The organism is Vampirovibrionales bacterium (genome assembly GCA_016712355.1).
Lineage (GTDB): Bacteria > Cyanobacteriota > Vampirovibrionia > Vampirovibrionales > Vampirovibrionaceae > JADJRF01.
Window position 1 is genome coordinate 613597 of the sequence record JADJRF010000005.1, and the last position, 17253, is coordinate 630849.

Sequence of the window (17253 nt, forward strand, 5' to 3'; positions counted from 1 at the left end):
TGTGATTGAAAATTGTTTTAATTGTCTATATAGTGAAAATGTAAGGCCTTCAATCAAAGCGCCTTCACCAGACAGGAAGGGTGGAAATACAGTCAGGGCGGACTCAATCCGCGCCTATCGCATTTATTCCGTTTTCGACGATGTACCAATCCTGTCCCAGAGCCAGCGCCTCACCGCGCGAGCCTTGGGATAGCCGCACGCATAACGGGCAGGGATGCGATTACGTCCCTGACGCGCCGCGTTCAGCAGACAGCAAACCGCGCCTTCATCAGGTTGAGGGGCCTGATAGGCAACGCCGTCGCCGACCTCTGCCCGATTTTTGTTTTTGAGTCACATCCGCAGTTGACGGCACATCAGCGCCGATCCGCCGCCGCACTGGGAGGTTTTTTTACGCCTTAATTTACTGTTTATAGAATTTATAAAGATAATCTTATTTTTTTCAATTTTGACTGAGTTCCGAGGAGAAGACGTTGGTAAGCAGGAGGGAAAGACACCCATGACCATGGCGACCCTGGAAATTTTTGAAGAAGACGCCTTGCGCGACGCCGCCCCCGCGATTGCCGAAGAGCCCCAAGGCGTTCAGGACGCGGCGGTTCAGTACCTCAAAACCATTGGCCGCAAAGCAGATTTGATTAGCGGCAGCGAAGAAATCCAACTGGCCAAACGCATTGAGCAGGGCGACCCGATCGCCAAGCGCAAAATGGCGCAAGCCAACCTGCGCCTGGTGGTCAGCATCGCCAAACGCTACGCCGGCCGCAACGTGGATTTTCTGGATCTGGTACAGGAAGGCAATGTCGGGCTGCTGAAGGCCATCGAAAAATTCGACTATCGTCGCGGTTATAAATTTTCCACCTATGCGACCTGGTGGATTAAACAGTCCGTGCTGCAAGCCTTCGCCGAACATGATCGCCCCATCCGCCTGCCGGGGCACGTCATCGACAGCCTCAGCAAACTGCGCCGCCTGCAAGACGACATGCAACGGACGCTCGATCGCCAGCCCACCACCGAAGAACTGGCGCAAAAACTGAGCCTGTCGGTTAAAAAAGTCCAGCAACTGATGCGCGTCGGCCAGAAAACCATGAGCCTGGAAGCCGAAACCATTCTGAAAGACGGCAACACCCAGACTCTTGGCGAAACCATCGAAGACGAACACTACGACCCTGAAACGCGCCTTCATCATACTAAATCGCTGGAATGCCTGCTGCTGGCGCTTCGTAACGCGCTGAAACCTCGCGAACGCGAAATTCTGGCGCTTCGCTTTGGCCTGGGCCAAGCCCAAGCCAAGAAATTAACGCTGGAAGAAATCGGCAAGCGCTTCGGCGTCACCCGCGAATGCGTGCGGCAAACCGAGATCCGCGCGCTGGCCAAACTCCGCAGCTCCCAATACCTAAAACATCTGGGGGATTAGCGCGCGACCCCTATTGATATCTTGCCACCTGTGGACTAAGCTGTCATTTATGGCTTAGTCCACTTTGTATGTCCAGGCCATTTCAAATCCATTGAGTTGTTGAACCGGAGGTTGTCCCGACCAATGCCCCATGCTCGCCACGCGCGACAGCAAGCCCATCAGGAGGACTCTACTGACCGCACCGCCGAAAAGTTGAAGTTTGAAGCGCTCCTGTCGCAGTACGATTATGCCTTTAAACGCGGTGAAATTACCACAGGGTCAGTAGTCCGTCATGAATCGGGCGGCATTTTGGTCGATATCGGGGCCAAGTCGTTGGCCATGCTGCCGGTCAAGGAAGTGTCGTTCACCCCGGGCCAGACGCTGGAAGAAACCCTGCCGCCCGGCTCGATCCACGAGTTCTTCATCTTGCGTGAAGACCCGCAGGACGAAAAATTTGTGCTGTCGCGTCGGCGCGTATTCCAGGCCCAAACGTGGAAGCGCCTGCAGGACATGATGGACGCCGACGAGGTCATTACCTGCGCCATCAGCAGCGTGGTCAAAGGCGGTCTGCTGGTAGACGTACAGGGCTTGCGCGGTTTTGTGCCTTCTAGCCACTTGCGCGTGCGCGATTCGTACGAAAGTCTGGTGGGCAAAAGCCTGCCCTTTAAAATTCTGAGTCTCGACCAGCAAAATAACAATATCATCCTGTCGCACCGCAAGGTCGTCTCTGAGCAACTGGCGGAACAGCGCCGCGATATCTTCGCCAATCTGGTTCCCGGCTCGCTGGTGGAAGGCGAGGTCGTTCGCCTGACGGACTTCGGCGCCTTTATCGACCTCGGCGGGGTGGATGGCTTGCTGCCGCTGTCGCAAATGTCCTGGCGCTGGGTGGAACATCCGTCGGATGTTCTGAAGGTCGGCGACAAGGTGAAAGTCGAAGTCATCGGCGTGGATCCTGAAAAACAGCGCGTCAGCCTCTCGATTAAGAGTCAGTTTGAAGACCCTTGGACACAGGTCTCTCAGGAACTGGGTCTGGGCGATCAAGTGGAAGGCGCTATCACGCGGATCAAGCATTTTGGCGCGTTTGTGGAAGTCTTCCCCGGCGTCGAAGCCTTGCTTCCTAACAAAGACATGAGCGATCAAGAACAGCAGCTCGACAAGAAATTCGCCCCCGGTGATGTCATCGCTGTTTATATCGTGAAATTCCAACCCGAAGAGCGGCGTATTTCTCTCAGTTTCCGCGCCCATGGCGCCCATCCGGGCGCAGAGCGTCGCGACGCGCCGCCCGCTCGCGCCACGCGTCCTGCCAAGGAAGAAGCGGTCGAGTCGCTCAACGAGGATCTCGATGACGATTCTGAACCGTCGGCCTTGTTTACCGACCGTCCGGCTGCCAAACAGACTGAACAGCTGGGCGTCTGGGTCGACTAATCGCGCAAGCCGCCTTCTTCATTGATGCCGTGATCCCCGCGTCAACGGGGTCAAGAATCAGCTCGAGGCGAGTTTTCGCTCGACGCTGGCGACTTTATCAGCCATCGATTGCGCGCGATCCACGCGAGAACCCAGCTTGATCGTGGTCGTGATGCGAGGCGCGCCCATCTCATGCACGCGCTCGTGACAGCGTTTAATGGCCGCCATCACCACGTCCCATTCACCTTCAATGTTAGTGCCGTACGCGTGAAGAGCCGTCTTCAGTCCGGCAGCCGATAAGATACGCTCGCATTCAGCAATATAGTTGGAAACCGAGACGCCGACGCCTAAGGGCACGACGCATAAATCGACGATAATCTGCATCACGCAACAAGCCTTTTGTTAGGGACACAAGCAGCGGCGACACGCCGTTCAACGTTAGGGCGCCGGGTTGGGCCAGCGGCGATGAATCGACTCAATCTCGTCAAGCGCCTCCTCATCGAGCGTCACGTCCAGACTGGCGATATTCTCTTCAAGTTGCGCCAGTGACGTTGCGCCGATAATCGAGCTGGTGACAAACGGGCGGCTATTGACAAAGGCCAGCGACATCTGGGCAGGCGACAGATTTTGCTTGCGCGCCAGCGTGACGTAGGCGTCAACAGCCAGGGCGCTTTGCGCAGAGGCGTAGCGATCGAAATACGGGCCAAAAATCGTCATTCTGGCTCCCGGCGGACGCGCGCCGTCTTGATATTTACCGCTCAACAAGCCAAAAGCCAATGGCGAATAAGCCAACAGCCCGCAGGATTCACGGCACGACACTTCCGCCATGCCGATCTCATAAGACCGGTTCAGCAGGTTGTAAGGATTTTGCACGCTCACCACGCGCGGCCCGACGCCTTGCCCGGCGAGTTGCAGACAGCGCATGGTTCCCCATGGCGTTTCGTTGGAAAGACCGATATGACGAATCTTGCCTTCCTGCGCCAGCTCGTTCAGCGCGGCGAGCGATTCCTCCAAAGGCGTTGCTGCCTCTTCCAGCTGATGCTCGTAGCCCAGACGCCCAAAGTAGTTGGTACGTCGATCCGGCCAGTGGAGCTGATACAGATCAATGTAATCGGTTTGCAGTCGGCGCAGACTACCTTCCAGCGCCTGGCGGATATGGGCGCGATTCAATCGGGCCTGCCCCGCGCGAATCCAGCTCATGGCAGAGGGGCCCGCCACTTTGGTCGCCAGAATCACCTGATCGCGATTGCCGCGCGCAGCCAGCCAGTCGCCAATAATACTTTCGGTGCTGCCGGAGGTTTCCGCACGCGCGGGGACGGGGTAGAGTTCCGCCGCGTCGATAAAGTTAACGCCCAGCGCCAGCGCGCGATCCAGTTGGGCATGCGCGTCTTGGGGGCTGTTCTGCTCGCCCCAGGTCATGGTCCCCAGACAGATGACGCTCACCCGCAGATCGGTGAGTCCTAGCGCACGGTATTCCATCGTTTATTTTCCGCCTTTGGAGGATGCTCGGAGTTGATGACGATTTCGCAGCTTTGCGCGTGATGCTTGCCTTCGCGCTGCGCCCAGTCGCCCTGGCGCCTTCCTATCTTACACCCAATCCCTTTTCAGCAGGGCCTTATGTGATTAAGCCTTAAGGCGCTTGCGTTCCCCGTCAGGCGCAAACGCTGATCATTATTTCATCCCCGTTTATTATCCCGGGTCTACATACGTTGGACGAGCAAAACCTATATCGCGTATGGGATGATTTTGACAGAATTGAGAATTCCCAAGGATAGTCGATTAGAGGATTTGCCATGAACACTCGTTGTGCGTCTGCGTTAATCGCCCGTTCACTCGCGACCCGCTCGCTGGGGCTTGCCCTGTCTCTCTCCATTGCCATGAGTTCTGCCGCCATGGCGGCGCCCGGCGACGTGAACGCCACTCACAACGTCACCAACGTCGCGGGCGGCGTTTATTACAACACCGCAGGCTCGCAAACGGTGTTTCAAGCCACCGGTTCAGGCCTGATCGTCGGCGCGGGGACAACCGTTCGCGCGCTGGAAGTCAGCAATCCGGCCAGTCCTGCCGCCAGCCTGACCAATAACGGCGGCTCGCTGCGTTTTTCGGCTCCCGGACAAGTCATTCGCATTGACGGTACGATTGACGCCAGCGCTGTCAAAAGCGGATCGATCTATCTGGGCAATGGCGGCAGCATCGCGTTCGATGCCGCTTTCCTGTATCAGAACGGCAAGATTTACGCCAATGGCGCGCGCGGCGGCCAAATCTCGATGGACGTCGGCTCACTGACGCAAACGGCCAACGGACGCATTCAGGCCATGGGCGCCAGTGACGCAGGCGGTCAAATCACCCTGCGCGCGCAAAACGTCGTCGATCTGCGGCAAGGCAGCGTGATAGACGCTTCCGGTCACGTGATCGGTCTGGTGAATCCCGCGCTGATTCGCATCGAAGGCGCGCTGGTCAACGTCGAGGGCGTCGTTCGCGCCAACGGCGTTCAGTGGAACAATCTCGGCTCTTCGGGCGGCGCGATTCGACTGGTGGCCAATGGCGGCGCCGCCAGCGCGCTGGACGGCCTGACCACAGCCAGCGGCTTTAGTTCTGGAGAGAAAACCGCCCTGCAAGCGCGCACAACGCAACTGGCAACGCTTCAAAGCGGCGATATTGTGGTGGGGGCGCAGGCAACGCTAGAAGCCAACGGGTCTTCAGGCCGCGCAACAGCAGCCGGACGCGCAGGAGACGGCGGCGCCGTGACCCTGCTGGCGGCGGATGACATCCTGAATGGAGGACGTATTCGCGCCAACGGCGGAAACGGGTCTTCCGGCGCGGCGCCGGCGGGCGGCGGCAAGGGCGGGGCGCTCACCCTTCAGGCCCTGGGCGCCGTCACCAACAACGGGTCGTTACAGGCCAACGGCGGCAAAGGCGGCGACAACACGTTCCGTGGACGCGTCGGCGATACGCGACCCTATCAGGGAGCCGACGGCGGCGACAGCGGCGAAATTCTGCTTCAATACGGCGATATTTTCACGCAGGGCGGCAGCGGCCTCATACAGGCCAATGGCGGCGCGGGCGGTCACAGCTACTCGCACGCCTATGCCCAGAATACCAATAATAAACCGCACGACGAGCTCGTGATTGCCACGCTGTACGCCTATGGGGCCGACGGCAGCCAAGGCGGACGCGGCGGACGCGTCATTTTTGATGGTCCTGTGAATCCTGTCGGCGGCGGAACGATTTCGGCCAATGGCGGCGCGGGCGGCAAAGCGGGCAATGCGGAAGCGCACGTCTTTGCGCATGCTTCCTCTGTTAACGGCGTGGCGATCGCCAAGGCCCAGGTATTTACCGGCGAAGGCGGCGCCGGGGGCGCAGCAGGCGGCGTTTTCGTCCCGCAGCCCGGCTCGCTGACGATGCCGTATAGCGCGCGCAACGGCCAGAACGGGGCCGATGGCAAAGGCGAAATCCACGCGCATGCGGTCGGTAGAACCGCGATAACGGAAGGCATCATTCGCGAACGCCGCCTGACGGAAACCAAGGCGGGTTCCTCAAAGCTGGCGTTGGGCTACTGGAAGGCAGATCCCCAGCCGCCCCGGGTGAACGCGCCTCCCGCCGATGCGGACGATCTGCCGCTCCCTGCGCCGCCGACGTTTGAGAATGGCGGCGGGTCTGGCTCTACTGGCGGCAGCGGCTCTGGCGGCGGGTCTGGTTCTACCGGCGGCAGCGGCTCCGGCGGCGGCTCTGGCTCTACTGGCGGCAGCGGTTCCGGCGGCGGCTCTGGCTCTACTGGCGGCAGCGGCTCCGGCGGCGGCTCTGGCTCTACTGGCGGCAGCGGCTCCGGCGGCGGGTCTGGTTCTACCGGCGGCAGCGGCTCCGGCGGCGGCTCTGGCTCTACTGGCGGCAGCGGCTCAGGCGGCGGGTCCGGCTCTACTGGCGACGGCAGCGACACGGAACTGGATTTCCGCAACGAAGCGGCCTTCCTCCTGGGACGCGAGCGCCGGATGACGATCCAGTTGCCGCGCGGCTTCGGGAAATCATCCGCCCCGTTGATTGTGTTTGGTCAGCCGACCATGTTTCTGGCGAAGACCTACGAGTCGTTGACCGAAGTCATCTTGCGATCGGCCGACGCCCAGTATGAAATCTTGCGGGCCAATGGCGAAAACGATTCCAGCGCAAGACAAGCCGTGCGTCAGACTCTGGTCGATCAAGGCATCGACGCCGCCATGGCGTCAGAATTGGTCAAGACGATTGAGGGCGGCGCACTGAAGGCCAGCGAATCGATTCTGGCGATTCTCAAAACCATGTCGCAGGCGTCATGACGCACGCTGGATCGTAAACAGCGATCGCCGCGCGCGATCATCCCCGTCGGGAATCCAGACAAAGCGCTTCAGGAGTCTTCTCCTGAGGCGCTTTTACAGAGCCCCCCTCTGAATGAAGGATGCGTAATCACGCTTCGGCGCTTTATGCTGCCCTCAAGAGCGCTTGGCGCTTGATGCGCCGCAAAAACGCCGCAGCCGTCGCGCGAAAAAAAGTTTGACTCGCGCGCTTCCAACGGTAAGATATACCCAATTTCTGGACGCCCTTCGCCCTCAAAACGCGCTCTCCGCTGAGTATCACTGTCCCATAAGCCAACAGGAACCTGACACGTCATGACGCTTCCCAAAGTCGCCTATTTCTGCATGGAAATGGCCATCGACCAGTCCCTTTACACGTATTCCGGCGGGTTAGGCTATCTGGCAGGAAGCCATATGTATTCGGCAGGGCAGCTGAACCTGCCCATGGTCGGCGTCACCATTCTGTGGTCCTACGGCTACGGCGAGCAATTCGTGAATGAGAGCAACGAAGTCGACTTGCGCTACGATCAACGCTCCTACCCGTTTTTACAGAACACCGGAGTGACGGTTGTCATCAATATTTTCGGCGAACCGGTGCGGGTCAAGGCCTTTCTGCTGCCGCCCGAGCAGTTCGGCACGGCGCCAATTTACTATCTGACCACCGATATCCCGCAAAACAAGCCCGAGCATCGCAAGATTACCCAGGTGCTGTATGCCGGCGATCAGCGCACGCGCATCGCGCAGGAAATCGTACTGGGCGTTGGCGGCTTACGCGTTCTGAAAGCCTCTGCGGTTCACACCAACGTGGTGCACATGAACGAAGGCCATGCGCTGCCCGCAGCCTTTGAGCTGCTGGACGAATTCGGCGGCGATCTGGAGCAGGTTCGCAATCGCCTGGTCTTTACGACCCACACGCCGGTCGCAGCCGGAAACGAAACGCATCCGGCGCATTTGCTGCACGAGGCTGGATTTTTCGTCAATACGCCGCTGGAGCGCGCCATTCAACTGGGCGGCGAAGACTTCTGCCTGACAGTGGCCGCTCTGCGCATGAGCCGACTGGCCAATGGCGTCTCGCAACTGCACGGCGAAGTCGCCAAAAACATGTGGAGCTGGGTGCATGATCGCTGCCCCATCATCGCCATTACCAACGCCGCCAACCGCAAATACTGGCAGGACAAGCGCATTACCGAAGCGGTCAAAAAACCCGAGGCGCTGCTCACGCTTAAAAAACAAATGAAAACCGAGCTGTTTGAGCGCGTCGAGCGCGAAACCGGCAAGCGCTTCGATCCTGATATTCTCACCATCGTCTGGTCGCGCCGCTTTACCGAGTACAAGCGCGCGTGGCTGCTGTTTTACGATCAGGACCGTCTGGTGCGCCTGCTCAGCGAAAACAAAATCCAGTTGCTGTTCGCCGGGAAATATCACCCGTCGGACGAAGCCGGCCATCAGATGTTCAATACCATCATCCGCCACTCGCAGACGCTGCCCAATATCGGCATCCTGATGAACTACGAGCTGGAACTCAGCGCCCAACTGAAGCGCGGAGCGGACGTGTGGCTGAATACCCCCTTGCGTCCCATGGAAGCCTCGGGCACTTCTGGCATGTCGGCCAATATGAACGGGGCCATCCACTGCTCGATTTTCGACGGCTGGGCGGTCGAGGGCACCTTCCACGATATTAACGGCTATCTGATTAACGAGCAGCGCGCCGACGAGTACGTGCCCATTGAAGAGCGTCATCGGCAGGACCACGAATCGCTGATGGAAATTCTTGAGCAGAAGATCATCCCGACCTACTACGAAAATCCGCAAGAGTGGGCCCGAATGATGCAGCTTGCCATCGCCACCTCCGAATCGTTCTTCAATTCGGATCGCATGGTGATTGAGTATTTCACGCGGTTTTATAAACCCGTTACCCTGTAATGGGCTATCCGGCGCTCATTGAGCCCGCCGCGCTCGCCGAGCGCCTTACGCAGGCGCAACCGCCGCGGATTCTGGACGCTACGTATCATCTGCCGCCTTCTACGCGCGATGAGCACGAAGAGTTCATGCGCGGGCATTTGCCGGGCGCGGCGTTTTTTGACATCGACGCCATTGCCGATCGCGCAAGCCATCTGCCTCACATGTTGCCGTCGCCGCAGGCATTTGAACGCGCTGTCGGCGAATTGGGCGTCTGCGAGAGCGACGAGGTCGTCGTTTATGATGCGCACGGCCTGTTTAGCGCGCCACGGGTCTGGTGGACGTTTCGCTATTTTGGTCACGAGCGCATCAGCGTTCTCAATGGCGGCTTGCCGCAGTGGCTGGCGGAGAATCGTCCTCTTATTTTCGGCGATCGCGCGCCCTTGCCCCGCGCCTATCATGCCCGCCCGCAAGCCGATCTGCTGATAGACTGGCGCGCGGTACAGGCCAATCTCGATCAGCCGCAATTCGTCCTTCTCGATCAGCGCGCCGCCGATCGTTTTGCGGGGCGCGCCCCCGAACCGCGCCAAGGCATGCGGGCCGGATGCGTTCCCAACAGCGTGAATCTGCCCTGGACGCAACTGGTCGATCCTGACACGCAGCGTATGCGCAGCGAAGCGGAATTGCGCGACGTTTTTTCGCGGGCGGGCGTTTTACCGCAATCGGCGCTGGCCTGTAGCTGCGGCTCCGGCATTACGGCGTGCGTCGCCGCTTTGGCCCTGTATCTGCTTGGTAATGAGCGCGCCGCCGTCTACGACGGCTCATGGGCCGAGTGGGGCTCGCGCGACGATCTGCCGCTCGCGCACGGCGCGAGCGATCCCGGCAGCGATCACGCCCCTTAACGCCGCCCTTAATACGCTGCTGTGATTGCCTCTGTACTGGCATTGGCGCGCAACTGCGCAAGCAGATGCGGCCCTGCGCTGGTTCCCAGACGCGTGGCGCCGGCTTGCAGCAAGGCAAGGGCTTGGGCCGCCGAGCGAACGCCGCCGCTGGCTTTAACGCCGACCGAACGCGACTGTCCCGCCAAAGCCGCGCCCATGCGGGCAATGATATCTGGCGTCGCGCCGGGCGCGTCGATCGCCATGCCGGTGGATGTTTTGACCATCGCCACGCCGCATTCGGCGGCCAGGCGGCACAAGGGCGCAATATCGTCAGGATTGTGCCAATCGGTTTCCAGAATCAGCTTGACGGGCCGACCCGCCGCAGCCTGGGTCAACGCGCGCCATTCCCGGGCGGTCTGCGTCCATTCGCTCTCAGCCCGCTCCCGCTGAAACAGCGCCAGATTCATCACGATATCCAGCTCATCGGCGCCATCGGCAAGGGCTTGGGCGATTTCGGCCAGTTTATCGGCTGTCGCGGCGCCGCCAAACGTGGGATGCGCGCATTCGCGCCGCAAGGCCGCCCGCTCGGAAGGAAACGCAATGACCACCGCCAGATGCGCGGACGACTGCAGCGCGTCAAGAGCCCGGCGGGCGATGGCCGCATGCACTGGCCGCACGCAGACGGCGGCAAACCCTTCGCGCGTCGCTTCACGGCAAAGGGCTTCAATACGGCGGCGTTGGGCGTCGGCGTCTTCAGCGGGATCAAACTGAAGCAGCGTATGGTCGATGACGCGCGCCAAAGCTTCAGGCGTCAAGGTCATGGACAGGCCTCGCCTCGATGAGGGCGTCGCAGGCCAGAATGCCGGTGGTCAGACTCGAACTGACATGGATTGCTCCGTGCGATTTTGAGTCGCATGCGTCTACCAATTCCGCCACACCGGCTTATCGGGCGTCTCTCGCAGCCGGTATCGTAACATTGAGGGGAGGCGGGTTCAAGCGAAACGATCAAAACTCACGGCGGAGGGAAGCGCTTGGCGCAGGGGCTGCGAACCCTGCACAAATTGGTCAATGATGTCATTCAAAGGACGTTTTGAAAAGGCTGGCCCCGGTATTGCAGGAGGCACGCTTGCCTTCCCCACAGAGCCAGACGAATCCCCCAGACTAAATCTCCTGCCGAAATGTACAGACACGCGCCCGATTCCTCCAAAGCTTGAAAAGCGAAACCGGATTTCCGCCGCTGGAGCCGCTCGCTGGACAAGCGCTCAGTCGCGTGAATCCCTCCAAAGATAAGAGGTATAGTATAGAGAACAAGCGTATGAAGAGGCAAGCCCCCCATTGGAGGGATAGCCGGGAGAGGGAGCAAGGCTAGCCGAGTAGCTAGTGGGCTTCAAGTCAAAAGCCGCCCGCTGAGAACAGCGAACGGCCTGAGACAGGTAGGAGTGGCCTCAGCGCGCGCTAGGCTTTGCCGAGGGTTTTTTCGCCGGGCTTCCAGCCGACCGGGCAGAGTTCGCCGCTTTGGAAGGCCTGCACCAGACGATGAATCTCGTCGACGTTGCGGCCTACAGCCAAGTCGTTCACGACATAGCTCTTAAGGACGCCTTCGGGGTCGATGATAAAGCAACCGCGCAGGCTCAGGCCTTTATCTTCGACCAGCACGCCGTAGTCGCGGCTGATGCGGTGGCTCAGATCCGAGAACAAGGGGTATTTCATCTGACCCAAAGCGCCTTCGCTCCAGGCTTTGTGGGAATAAACGCTGTCGACGCTGCCGCCGAGGACTTGGGCGTTGAGCTTCTCGAAGTCGCCGAGACGCTCGTTAAAGCCCTGAATTTCGGTCGGGCACACGAAGGTAAAATCCAGCGGGTAGAAAAACAACACGACCCATTTGCCGCGATACTGGCTGAGAGAAAGCTCTTTAATCTCGCCATTCACGTAGGCCTGGGTGGTAAATTCGGGGGCGGGCTTGCCGATTTGCGGGGCCATGGACATCGTCTCCTCTTCGATTAACGGGCATCGCCGGTTGCGGGCAACCGAACGCGGATGCCTTGGTTATAGAGGCAAGACGTTCAAATTTCAAGCGCTTACGGTTTTTAGCGACCCGCCGGACGCCCACAGCGACGGTGCGCCGCCTGAAAAATCCGCCGGTCGCGATCCGTCGGGCCGCTTTGGCCCATCCGCTCAAAGTCTGCCTGTGACAACTGCTGCGTGAGCGTCTCCGCATAACAGTAGCAATAGGCGGCAGCCACCGGGTTCGAGACCACGTTGCGCGCCATTTGCTGGCAGCAGCTTTGGGTAATGCTGTCAAAAACGGCCTCGCTGGGTCGTTCATCCGGTGAGGCAGCCCATATCGGGCAATAAGAGGCCGCCCCCAGCACAGCCATCGAGCCGCCTATCAAAAGCAGCGGAGACGTCAGCCAGGCGATTGCTCGCAACGCGTCAACTCCTTTGGTTCTTTGGTTTCAAAAAGACGCCACAAAAACGTCCTATTGGCACAGTATAGGCAGATTTTAAGAAATGAAGGCAATCTGGCTCTTTATAATGTTTTTATTTTAAAGCGAGCAGTATGAGCAATCCCATTCTTGAGAGCGATCTGTCATAGACGCCTGCATCTTGATCGGCCATGCGAGAAGAGAGAGAGAGGTCAGATTATGACGCCTGTGAACAACTCTTATTTGCAAACCTCCACAAGCGCTGAACAAGCGAGCCTGACTGTCCTCACGCCGCAGCAAGAGGTCGCCAACGCGTTCGCCTTCAAAAAATATCAGACGATTCATGAAGCGCGACCTTTTGAAGTCGCTCGTTTTCTGGAGTCGTTTCAACGGGCGGACGCTGACAGCGATGGTTTTGTGACGCAAAAAGAACTGAATGACCACGTGGTGCGCTTCGGACCTCAGCCCGGATCCGGAGATATTTCGAAAATCAAACTGAATGAGGAATTTGTCTTACCCGCGCGCCTGATGAAAGAGAACTTCGCCACCCTGGCCAGTTCCGCCAAAGGCGTGAGTCGCTCTGATCTGCTCAACGCAGCCGCCAAAGGCGGCTCGAAAGATCGCCTGGATCAAGGAGACGGCCTGAAGCTCCCTGAACGCATTCGCGCAGAATATCACTCAGAGGACTCTTTCCAGAAGTTCATTGAAACGCTCGATAAAGCCGAACAAGCCAATCTGTATCCAACCCTTTGGAATACAGGCGCGGCGTATACGCCGTCCCACGTTCGAAACGAGGTCTCGCAACACCAGTTACGTCAATTCCTCGCCTTACCGGCCAATGAGCCGGGCGTGAGCGCGCAGGATCGCCGGCGAGCCCAATTTATGCTGGATAATTTTGGCGAATTGTCGGGCGGCGATGGTTGGCTATCGCGCTCTGATCTGGCTCAAAAATCCGACGGCGGCGATCACGATCTTCTCCTGAACGCCACGGATCTGGCCGCCAGCGCCAGCGCTGCGAAGACGCCTGACACCCAGTATGTCGCCAGGAAATCTACCAAAGAGGTCGCTCAGGACGCCGCCGAGGCCGGAAAAGAGTCCAGCTCCAAGGCAAGCGCCCCAAATGCCAAAGCGCCCGACATGTGGCGGGAATGGCTGAATCGCTTTTTCCAACTGCTGTTTGCGATGTGGTAAAGCCCGGCGCGAGCCAGACGCCGATACGCGCAATTCAACAGGAAGAGGCCGTCGCGCCGACGGTTTCTCGAATACCATTCGTGACGGCGTCAATGACCTGCTGAATTTCCGCATCCGTCAATTCGGGAAACATCGGCAGGGACAGCACGCGCGCGCGCAGGCGTTCGCAGACAGGAAAATGCGATCGATCGCAGCCCAGCCCCGCATGGGTTTGCTGGTCATAGAGCGGAATGGGGTAATAAATCATCGAACCGACGCCCGCTTGGGCCAGCGCCTCCTGAAGGCGATCGCGCGCCGTGAGATCGTCGGTGCGCAATTGAATGGTGTATTGATGAAACGCATGAAGCGCGTCCGGCGGCGCGCTGGGCCTCGTCAACCAGTCTGACAACGGCTGAAGTCCGTCGCTATAGCGCGCGGCAATCCGGCGGCGCGCGTCGTTAAAGGCGTCGAGGTGAGGCAGTTTTACGCGTAAAACGGCAGCCTGCATTTCATCGAGGCGACTATTCAGGCCAGATTCTTCGTGATAGTAGCGTTTTCGGCTGCCATGGACGCGGAGCATGCGCAGGCGATCGGCCAGCGCGTCATCCTGCGTCGTGAGCAAGCCCCCGTCACCGAAGGCTCCGAGATTTTTAGTCGGAAAAAAGCTGAAACAGCCGACGTTGCCAAAACTCCCGACCTTTTGCCCGCGAACGTCGGCGCCCATGGCCTGGGCGCAATCTTCCACCACCCACAGGCCATGGCGGTGCGCCAACGCCTGAAGGGCCGCCATATCGGCTGGCAAGCCATAAAGATGAACCGGCAGAATCGCGCGCGTGCGCGGCGTGATCAGCGCCTCGATACGCGCCACGTCCAGATTAAACGTCTGCGGATCGATATCCACAAAGACCGGGGTCGCCCCCACCTGCACAATCGCTTCGGAAGTGGCGATAAAGGTGAAGGGCGTGGTAATGACTTCATCGCCCGGGCCGATGCGCAGGGCCTTGAGCGCCAACACCAGCGCATCGGTGCCGCTGGCGCAGCCGATCGCATGGCGCACGCCCAGATAACGCGCCGCTTCGGCTTCAAAGGCGCTGACCTGCGGGCCGAGAATATACTGACCGGAGGCCGCGACCGCCACCAGGGCATCATCAAAGGCCTGCTGAAACTGCGCATATTGGCGGGTGATTTGAAAAATAGGAATCATCTAACCCGGATGCCTTCGCTCAACGCTACCGGGCGTCGGCGGGCTCGCCAGCGTCACCTTTTCGGCGGATTCTCTCACATACCGACGGGCGCAGGGCAGGCAAGCCGCCCGATCGTCCTGAAAGGTCAACGGCGCGCCGCATTCGCAACGCCAGCCGATTAAGGTAATCGGATTGCCGCATGCTACCGCAAAATCGGGGATATTTCTATCGACCACGCCGCCCGCCTCGATAAAGCAGAAGCGTCCGAGCGTGACGCCGGCAGCGATGGCGCCATGGGCAGCGATCGTCGCGCCTTCTCGCGCCAGCGTGGGCGTAATGCGAGAGAGCGGCGCATGATTGGCCCGCAGGCGATCGAGCGGGGCCATTACCGTAGATGGGCCCCAATACACGCCGTTTTCCAGAATCGCCCCGCTCAGAATCATACTGTTATTGAGGATGCGAACATGATGGCCAATCATCACGCCCGCGCCGATAGTGACGTTTTGCCCGATATAGCAGCTATCGCCGATAATCGCGCGGGTCATCACGTGCGCATAGCGATTAATGACGGTGTAGTCGCCGATGCGGCACGGGCGATCGACGCAGGCGGCCGTATGAATTGTCGCCGAGGCCGCGCAATAATCCATCAGGAGGGGATCGTCTTCTCCACGAATATCGGTCATTCGGAGCCTTCTTGCATTGAGAGCGTCTACGCGACTGGCATCGTACGGAGATCGCGCCGCTGGCGCAAGCGCGGCCCGAAGGCCCGCATCGCCGGCGAGGGCGCTTTGGCACAAGCCCTTGTTAATGCTACTATCAGGGGCGTGGTCGTGTGACGCGAGGCTTGGCAGAGAGTATGGCCGTGCAATTCAAGCTGCCCGATATAGGCGAAGGCATTGCGGAAGGCGAAATCGTCCGTTGGCTGGCCAACGTAGGCGATTGCGTCAGCGAAGATCAGCCGCTGGTTGAAATTATGACCGACAAGGTGACGGCCGAAATCCCCTCGCCTTGTGCAGGCTTGATTACCGAGCGCTTTGGCGGCGAAGGCGATATCGTCAAAGTCGGCGCCGTGATTCTGGTCATTGACGACGCGCAGGCCTCTGACGGCGGCGCCTGCGCCATCGCCGCGGCCCCGCCGCCAATTGCGCCGCTGCCGCCCGCTTCTTCCGCGCTGGCGGCGCCCGCCACGCGCAAGCGCGCCCGCGAACTCGGCGTGGATCTGGCCCGCGTCACCGGCACGGGCCCCCATGGGCGCATCACCCCGCAAGACGTTGAACGCGTGGCCCGCCGCGACGCGGAAGAAACCGGCGCAGAGTTCAAGGCCGCCGACCGCCCGGCCTCCGCTTTTCCAGAGCCTGAAAAACGTACGCCCTTTATCGGCGTGCGCCGCCGCATCGCCGAACATCTGACGCAAGCCAAGCGCACGGCGCCGCACTTCGCCTACGTCGAAGAAACCGACATGACGGCGCTGGTGGCCATGCGCCGCCAGCTCAAAGGCGAGGCCGACGCGCGCCACGTCAAACTGACCTATCTGCCCTTTATCATCAAGGCCGTGATTGCAGGGCTTAAAGCGTTCCCCATTCTCAACAGCGCGCTGGAAGAGCCTTCGGGCGAAGACGGGCGCGTCGAACTGGTCACCAAGTACTATTATCATATTGGCGTGGCAACCGCCACTGAGCAGGGGCTCATGGTCCCGGTCGTCAAGCACGCCGACCGGCGCGACGTGTTTCAACTGGCTGAGGCTATTCAGGACTTGTCGAATCGGGCGAAAACCGGACGCCTGAAACCCGAAGAGGCCGGCGGCGGCACGTTTACGATTACCAGCATCGGCTCTATCGGCGGCTTGTTCGGCATCCCCATTATCAACGCCCCGGAAGTCGGCATTCTCGGCGTCAATAAAATCGCGCCGCGCCCCGTCGTCCGCGACGGCGCCATTGTGATCCGCGAGATGATGCACCTGTCGATGTGCGGCGATCATCGCGTCGTCGATGGCGCCGAAGCCGCCCAATTCATGAAAATCGTCATCGAGTCGCTGGAGAATCCGGCGCGCCTGCTGCTTTAGCCGCCTCTCTGATGAAGGCTCCGATGAACGCCGTATGGCTTTTAATGCTGGGCGGCTGCGCCGGAACCCTCAGCCGGTATTACGTCGGACGCTGGGCGCAACAGGCGTGGGGCGCCCACTGGCCCTATGGCACGCTTCTTGTGAATCTCTGCGGGTGTCTGCTCATTGGCGCGGCGCTGGCTTTTAGCGAGCAGACGCGCTGGTTTCCCGCGTGGGCTCGGATTTTGGCCGTCAGCGGCTTTTTGGGCGCACTGACGACATTCTCGACCCTGGAGCTGGAAGCCCTGCTGATGGCGCGCGATGGGCAGTGGGGGCGGATGGCCGCGTACCTGGGCGTCAGCGTCGCGTGCGGTCTGGCGCTGGCCTGGCTGGGATATGTTGTCAGCGCCCGGCTCATTCGCCTTTCCGGCAGCGCCTGAGGGCGGTCACAAGCGAGGATCGGCGCGTTGAGCGCGAAAACGCGGGAGCTATTCAGGCCCATTCGCCTGTATGAGACAATTTGTTTCTATTAATTGTTT

General features: G+C 59.9%; 15 protein-coding genes and 1 tRNA gene. 8 read left to right on the plus strand and 8 right to left on the minus strand.

Going from position 1 to position 17253, the window contains the following annotated elements; translation table 11 throughout:
- Positions 1-496 precede the first annotated feature (496 nt).
- Entirely contained in the window at positions 497-1408 is a 912-nt protein-coding gene (locus IPK79_04225; GenBank protein MBK8189637.1) for a sigma-70 family RNA polymerase sigma factor, read from the plus strand.
- A gap of 123 nt (positions 1409-1531) precedes the next feature.
- The gene (locus IPK79_04230) at positions 1532-2812 is read left to right on the plus strand and encodes a 30S ribosomal protein S1 (GenBank protein MBK8189638.1); all 1281 of its coding nucleotides are present in this window, start codon (positions 1532-1534) and stop codon (positions 2810-2812) included.
- 57 nt (positions 2813-2869) lie between these two features.
- On the opposite strand, the gene IPK79_04235 is transcribed toward IPK79_04230, so the two are convergent.
- On the minus strand, positions 2870-3175 hold the full coding sequence (locus IPK79_04235; GenBank protein MBK8189639.1) for an MTH1187 family thiamine-binding protein: 306 nt from the start codon (positions 3173-3175) through the stop codon (positions 2870-2872).
- 54 nt (positions 3176-3229) lie between these two features.
- On the minus strand, positions 3230-4270 hold the full coding sequence (locus IPK79_04240; GenBank protein ID MBK8189640.1) for an NADP(H)-dependent aldo-keto reductase: 1041 nt from the start codon (positions 4268-4270) through the stop codon (positions 3230-3232).
- Positions 4271-4584: 314 nt separating this feature from the next.
- On the opposite strand from IPK79_04240, the gene IPK79_04245 reads away from it, so the two are divergent.
- From IPK79_04245 to sseA, 3 genes are all read left to right on the plus strand, one after another.
- Positions 4585-7098 carry a hypothetical protein gene (locus tag IPK79_04245; GenBank protein ID MBK8189641.1) on the plus strand — a complete coding sequence of 838 codons (2514 nt, stop codon included), beginning with the start codon at positions 4585-4587 and terminating at the stop codon, positions 7096-7098.
- Between the two features lie 330 nt (positions 7099-7428).
- Positions 7429-9036: an alpha-glucan family phosphorylase gene (glgP, locus tag IPK79_04250; protein MBK8189642.1), complete on the plus strand. Its 1608-nt coding sequence runs from the start codon at positions 7429-7431 to the stop codon at positions 9034-9036.
- Positions 9036-9914 (plus strand): 3-mercaptopyruvate sulfurtransferase, encoded by an 879-nt coding sequence (sseA, locus tag IPK79_04255; GenBank protein MBK8189643.1) that lies wholly within the window; start codon positions 9036-9038, stop codon positions 9912-9914. Before glgP ends, sseA begins: the two co-directional genes overlap by 1 nt.
- Positions 9915-9922: 8 nt before the next feature.
- Here sseA and deoC read toward each other — a convergent pair whose 3' ends face one another.
- The 4 genes from deoC to IPK79_04275 form a co-directional block, all read right to left on the minus strand.
- Positions 9923-10714 (minus strand): deoxyribose-phosphate aldolase, encoded by a 792-nt coding sequence (gene deoC, locus IPK79_04260; protein ID MBK8189644.1) that lies wholly within the window; start codon positions 10712-10714, stop codon positions 9923-9925.
- A gap of 39 nt (positions 10715-10753) precedes the next feature.
- Positions 10754-10835 (minus strand) — tRNA-Leu (locus IPK79_04265).
- A gap of 513 nt (positions 10836-11348) precedes the next feature.
- A complete protein-coding gene (locus IPK79_04270; GenBank protein MBK8189645.1) occupies positions 11349-11873 on the minus strand; it encodes a peroxiredoxin in 525 nt (174 codons plus the stop codon).
- 107 nt (positions 11874-11980) lie between these two features.
- Positions 11981-12322: a hypothetical protein gene (locus IPK79_04275; protein MBK8189646.1), complete on the minus strand. Its 342-nt coding sequence runs from the start codon at positions 12320-12322 to the stop codon at positions 11981-11983.
- A gap of 216 nt (positions 12323-12538) precedes the next feature.
- On the opposite strand from IPK79_04275, the gene IPK79_04280 reads away from it, so the two are divergent.
- A complete protein-coding gene (locus IPK79_04280; protein MBK8189647.1) occupies positions 12539-13510 on the plus strand; it encodes a hypothetical protein in 972 nt (323 codons plus the stop codon).
- Between the two features lie 34 nt (positions 13511-13544).
- Here the strand turns inward: IPK79_04280 and IPK79_04285 are convergent, their stop codons facing one another.
- Positions 13545-14693, minus strand: coding sequence for a DegT/DnrJ/EryC1/StrS family aminotransferase (locus IPK79_04285; protein ID MBK8189648.1), 1149 nt, complete (start codon positions 14691-14693; stop codon positions 13545-13547).
- Positions 14694-15356, minus strand: a complete 663-nt coding sequence (locus tag IPK79_04290; protein MBK8189649.1) for an N-acetyltransferase — start codon at positions 15354-15356, stop codon at positions 14694-14696.
- Positions 15357-15529: 173 nt separating this feature from the next.
- Here IPK79_04290 and IPK79_04295 point away from each other — a divergent pair, with 173 nt between their 5' ends.
- Together IPK79_04295 and crcB are read left to right on the plus strand one after the other, a co-directional pair.
- On the plus strand, positions 15530-16735 hold the full coding sequence (locus IPK79_04295) for a 2-oxo acid dehydrogenase subunit E2 (protein MBK8189650.1): 1206 nt from the start codon (positions 15530-15532) through the stop codon (positions 16733-16735).
- 23 nt (positions 16736-16758) lie between these two features.
- Positions 16759-17154 carry a fluoride efflux transporter CrcB gene (crcB, locus tag IPK79_04300; GenBank protein MBK8189651.1) on the plus strand — a complete coding sequence of 132 codons (396 nt, stop codon included), beginning with the start codon at positions 16759-16761 and terminating at the stop codon, positions 17152-17154.
- The last annotated feature ends 99 nt before the right edge of the window (positions 17155-17253 follow it).

Coding starts and splice junctions, on each gene's coding strand:
- glgP (MBK8189642.1), top strand. CDS start 7,429: ATGACGCTTCCCAAAGTCGCCTATTTCTGCATGGAAATGGCCATCGAC.
- IPK79_04240 (MBK8189640.1), bottom strand. CDS start 4,270: ATGGAATACCGTGCGCTAGGACTCACCGATCTGCGGGTGAGCGTCATC.
- IPK79_04280 (MBK8189647.1), top strand. CDS start 12,539: ATGACGCCTGTGAACAACTCTTATTTGCAAACCTCCACAAGCGCTGAA.
- IPK79_04225 (MBK8189637.1), top strand. CDS start 497: ATGACCATGGCGACCCTGGAAATTTTTGAAGAAGACGCCTTGCGCGAC.
- IPK79_04245 (MBK8189641.1), top strand. CDS start 4,585: ATGAACACTCGTTGTGCGTCTGCGTTAATCGCCCGTTCACTCGCGACC.
- IPK79_04230 (MBK8189638.1), top strand. CDS start 1,532: ATGCCCCATGCTCGCCACGCGCGACAGCAAGCCCATCAGGAGGACTCT.
- deoC (MBK8189644.1), bottom strand. CDS start 10,714: ATGACCTTGACGCCTGAAGCTTTGGCGCGCGTCATCGACCATACGCTG.
- IPK79_04290 (MBK8189649.1), bottom strand. CDS start 15,356: ATGACCGATATTCGTGGAGAAGACGATCCCCTCCTGATGGATTATTGC.
- IPK79_04285 (MBK8189648.1), bottom strand. CDS start 14,693: ATGATTCCTATTTTTCAAATCACCCGCCAATATGCGCAGTTTCAGCAG.
- IPK79_04295 (MBK8189650.1), top strand. CDS start 15,530: ATGGCCGTGCAATTCAAGCTGCCCGATATAGGCGAAGGCATTGCGGAA.
- sseA (MBK8189643.1), top strand. CDS start 9,036: ATGGGCTATCCGGCGCTCATTGAGCCCGCCGCGCTCGCCGAGCGCCTT.
- crcB (MBK8189651.1), top strand. CDS start 16,759: ATGAACGCCGTATGGCTTTTAATGCTGGGCGGCTGCGCCGGAACCCTC.
- IPK79_04270 (MBK8189645.1), bottom strand. CDS start 11,873: ATGGCCCCGCAAATCGGCAAGCCCGCCCCCGAATTTACCACCCAGGCC.
- IPK79_04235 (MBK8189639.1), bottom strand. CDS start 3,175: ATGCAGATTATCGTCGATTTATGCGTCGTGCCCTTAGGCGTCGGCGTC.